Below are 3,475 nucleotides of genomic sequence, written 5' to 3'. Positions count from 1 at the left end.
CGGCTGCTGAATCTGTTATCGCCGGTATTGGGGGCGCGCTTTCCCAAAGTCTCGATTCATATCCCGGCCTATCGGGAGCCCCCGGAAATGCTGTTGCGTACCATCGACTCGGTCGCGCGGCTCGACTATCCGGATTTTGAGTGCGTGGTCGTCATCAATAACACGCCGGATCCGGCATTCTGGGAGCCGATCGAGAAGCGCTGCCGCGAGCTTGGGCCGCGCTTCAAGTTTGTGTGTGTCCAGAATCTCGAAGGATTCAAGGCTGCGGCACTGCGGGTCGCGATGACGCAGACCGCAGGTGATGCCGAGGTCATCGGAGTCATCGACGCCGACTACGTGGTTGATCCGCGCTGGCTTAGGGATCTAGTTCCTCGCTTTGCGGACCCGGAGGTCGGATTGATCCAGGCGCCGCAGGATCATCGCGACGGCTGCCGCAGTTCGATCCACGCCGCCATGAACGCCGAATATGCGGGATTTTTTGACATCGGGATGGTCGAACGCAACGAGGTGAACGCCATCATCGTCCACGGGACGATGTGCCTGATCCGCCGTACCGCAATGGACGCTGCAGGTGGCTGGTCAAGCGACACGATTTGCGAAGACAGCGACCTCGGATTGACGATCCTGGAACTGGGGTGGCGCGCCGACTACACCAACCGCCGCTACGGATGGGGATTGCTGCCGCAAGACTATCTGGCTTTCAAGACCCAACGGGCGCGATGGGCCGGCGGCGCCGTGCAAATCGTGAAGAAGCACTGGCGGCGGTTCCTTCCAGGCCGGAGCCTGCTCGACCACAATCAGAAACGCGAATTTGCGTTCGGCTGGCTCAGTTGGTTCGGGTCCGAAATCGTTGCCGTCGCGGCCGCGCTGCTTAATCTGATCTGGGTGCCCTTTGTCGTGCTCCAGGTTGTCGCCATCCCGGATCCGCTCTTGCTGCTGCCGAGTATTGCGGCCTTCCTGGTCTCGCTGCTCCATTTCGTTAGCGCATACCGGACACGCGTTGCAGTTCCGTACGGGCAGATGCTTGGTGCCATGGTGGTGTTCATGTCGGTGCAGTGGACGATCGCGAGCGCTGCCTTTAAAGCTGCGTTTCCAGGGCGAGAAACCTACTTCCATCGCACTCGCAAGGGCGGGAGCGGCATTGCTGATGCGCGCTTTGCGGCGGTGCCCGAAGCGGTGCTTGGTTTGCTGCTGGTTGCGGGTGGCGTCACCGTTTTTGTGACCAATATTTATCGGCTTTTGGGCATCGATTTGTTTGGTGCGATCCTCATCATCCAGAGTCTTCCGTTTTCGTCGGCCGCTGCGGTGGCGGGATTAGAGCGTCTTAGCGAAGCCGCAAACAACAAACCTGGCCTGCATTCTTGAAAATGGTTTTCGGCCGTATCAAGCGGCGCCACACTGCCCGCGCGATCAAGGGGTAGGTCGTTCGACTTCCGCTAAACGGCCAAGCAAACGGCGGGAAATGTACGCTCAGAGATTTTCCGGAGGATTCCCTGTTCTTGACGCTAGCGGCGATGCAGCAGCCGGTTGACGATACTGGCGCGCACCTCGCCGCTTGAAAACCAGCGCCCAATGGGCAGAGGCGGACTGTGCCCGGCTTCGCGCTTGAATGGCAGGATCTGGTTGCCGGTTCGCCGCAGGCATTTTCCGCCGCTGTCTCGAAATTTGCGGCAACACGATGGAGCTCGCGACATTCTTAATGCACTCGCAGGGCGGCATCGCCCGACGAGCAATGGGCTGACCGTTAGTGCACTTAATCGAGCTGCTTTGTTCCGAGACGCCGCGCACGGCAACCTAGCAATCAAAATCTCCAAAACTAACGCGGATGATACAAGGCCGGAGATTGGGTCTGCGCGAAACCGGCGGAAGTGGGCGCACAATGGGCTGGCGATGGTGTCGCCGTCTTGGGCAGACGATTCTCAGCGAGCGCCACGCGTGCGGATAAATTGTTCAGCCGAAATAGACCAAAGCATATGCGAACTACACCTCAATATGATGGTTTCATGGGAGTGCCGGGCGCTACCGTGTAGGCAAAGTAAGGGAAAGACCGGAAGAGTCGCATTCCAGAAACATCGATGTAGGACGTTTGGATGCAGCCTGGTAGCTCTCCGTTGCCGGTAGTGCTGGCCCTGATCGTCGGGGTGGTTGGCATGGGCGTCTTGATGAACATCGATTTCGGGCGCAGAAACGCCGTTCGCAACGATGGTATAAACAAGATCAGTCGCGCGGCGCTCGCGCGAGCTGGTGCGACCGCGACGCCGACAATACAAGCAAGCAAATAGAGCGGCGACTGCCACCCGGCCACAGCCGTTCGCGAACAAAGGTCCGCGTTGCCGACGAAGTGATTGAATGAAATTTTCTGGATCGGTATTGCCCTCTGTTTGGCAGCAATCGCTACTTACCTCAGTCTGGACGGAAGGTTCCAGCAATTCAAAACAAGATGGCGGCAGGTCAGGGAGTTGTGACGACTGATGATAGAAAGACAACTCTGCCAATGACCCATGGCGGAAATGGTTGGCTTTCAGGACGAGCGCAACAAACCTTCGTATCGTTCCATGACTGCTACGTTCAATTGAAATCGTGAATTCCATCGCTTACCGTTAATCGGCTTTGCAACGTTTGGAGTCTTCTATGAACCAAGTACAAGGCGAGCAGAAAAGCTACCGGATGCCGCCGCAAGATGGAATTACCGTCGCCCACTTTATCACCGTCGCCGACATCGAACGATCCGCTCGATTTTACGAAACGGTCTTCGGAGGTCGCATTCTGAGCAGAGGTGATAGCAGCGGCGGGGCTGTGTTTATCCAGATCGCGAACGCGTGGCTCATTGTCAACGTCGGGGGCGGTCCGACACCTGACAAACCATCAATAACGCTCAATGTCCCCCAAGACCCAGGTTCAGTCAGCAGCTTTATGAATATTCGCGTTGCAGATATTCAGGCGTGCTATGAACTATGGCGAAAACGAGGAGCCCAGTTTATCACAGAGCCAAAGGACAAGTACGGTGAGACGCGATGCTACATTCGCGATCCGGATGGATACATTATAGAAGTTGGGCAAAGCAAGCGGGACTTCACTTACCGCTAATCGCGACCTTTCGAGCCGGGTGAAGCGGCGGCGACGGACCCTTGCCGAACCAGCCGCTCGCCGATTGCCGAGTCGGTAAGCCAAGCGTTGAGTAAGTCCTTCCAGCCGACATAAGGCTGCCGCTTCTGATACGAAGCAGACGTGGTCGATGTAGTTCGTGGGCCGAGCCGACATAAACATTCAGGCTGGGCCGCTAGCGCTTTTGACCCTTATTAGCTTCCACGCGGGTCTCCTATAACTACGTTAGGCCGAGCAAACGCGGAGGTTGAGTTAACGCTAAGAAAATGTTTTGCTGCTCCGGCAAGCTCGGCGTGCTTATCCTTTTGCGCACTGCAATCGGACCCGCCAGCATGCCCAGCGGCCGGCTGGTTGGCGGACTGGGTAGGAC

2 protein-coding genes are annotated in these 3,475 nt (G+C 57.4%); both read left to right on the top strand.

The annotated features are described in order from the left end of the window. Positions 1-1,365: glycosyltransferase (locus WCA53_RS24205; protein ID WP_423916415.1), on the top strand; the 1,365-nt coding region annotated here is incomplete at its 5' end. A gap of 1,266 nt (positions 1,366-2,631) precedes the next feature. Further along, positions 2,632-3,087 carry a VOC family protein gene (locus WCA53_RS24200; RefSeq protein ID WP_423916414.1) on the top strand — a complete coding sequence of 152 codons (456 nt, stop codon included), beginning with the start codon at positions 2,632-2,634 and terminating at the stop codon, positions 3,085-3,087. Positions 3,088-3,475 lie beyond the last annotated feature (388 nt).

Source organism: Caballeronia sp., assembly GCF_049581465.1.
Lineage (GTDB): Bacteria > Pseudomonadota > Gammaproteobacteria > Burkholderiales > Burkholderiaceae > Caballeronia.
Note: the sequence above shows the minus strand (reverse complement) of the source record. Positions and strands in the feature narration are given on the sequence as shown.

Coding starts and splice junctions, on each gene's coding strand:
- WCA53_RS24200 (WP_423916414.1), top strand. CDS start 2,632: ATGAACCAAGTACAAGGCGAGCAGAAAAGCTACCGGATGCCGCCGCAA.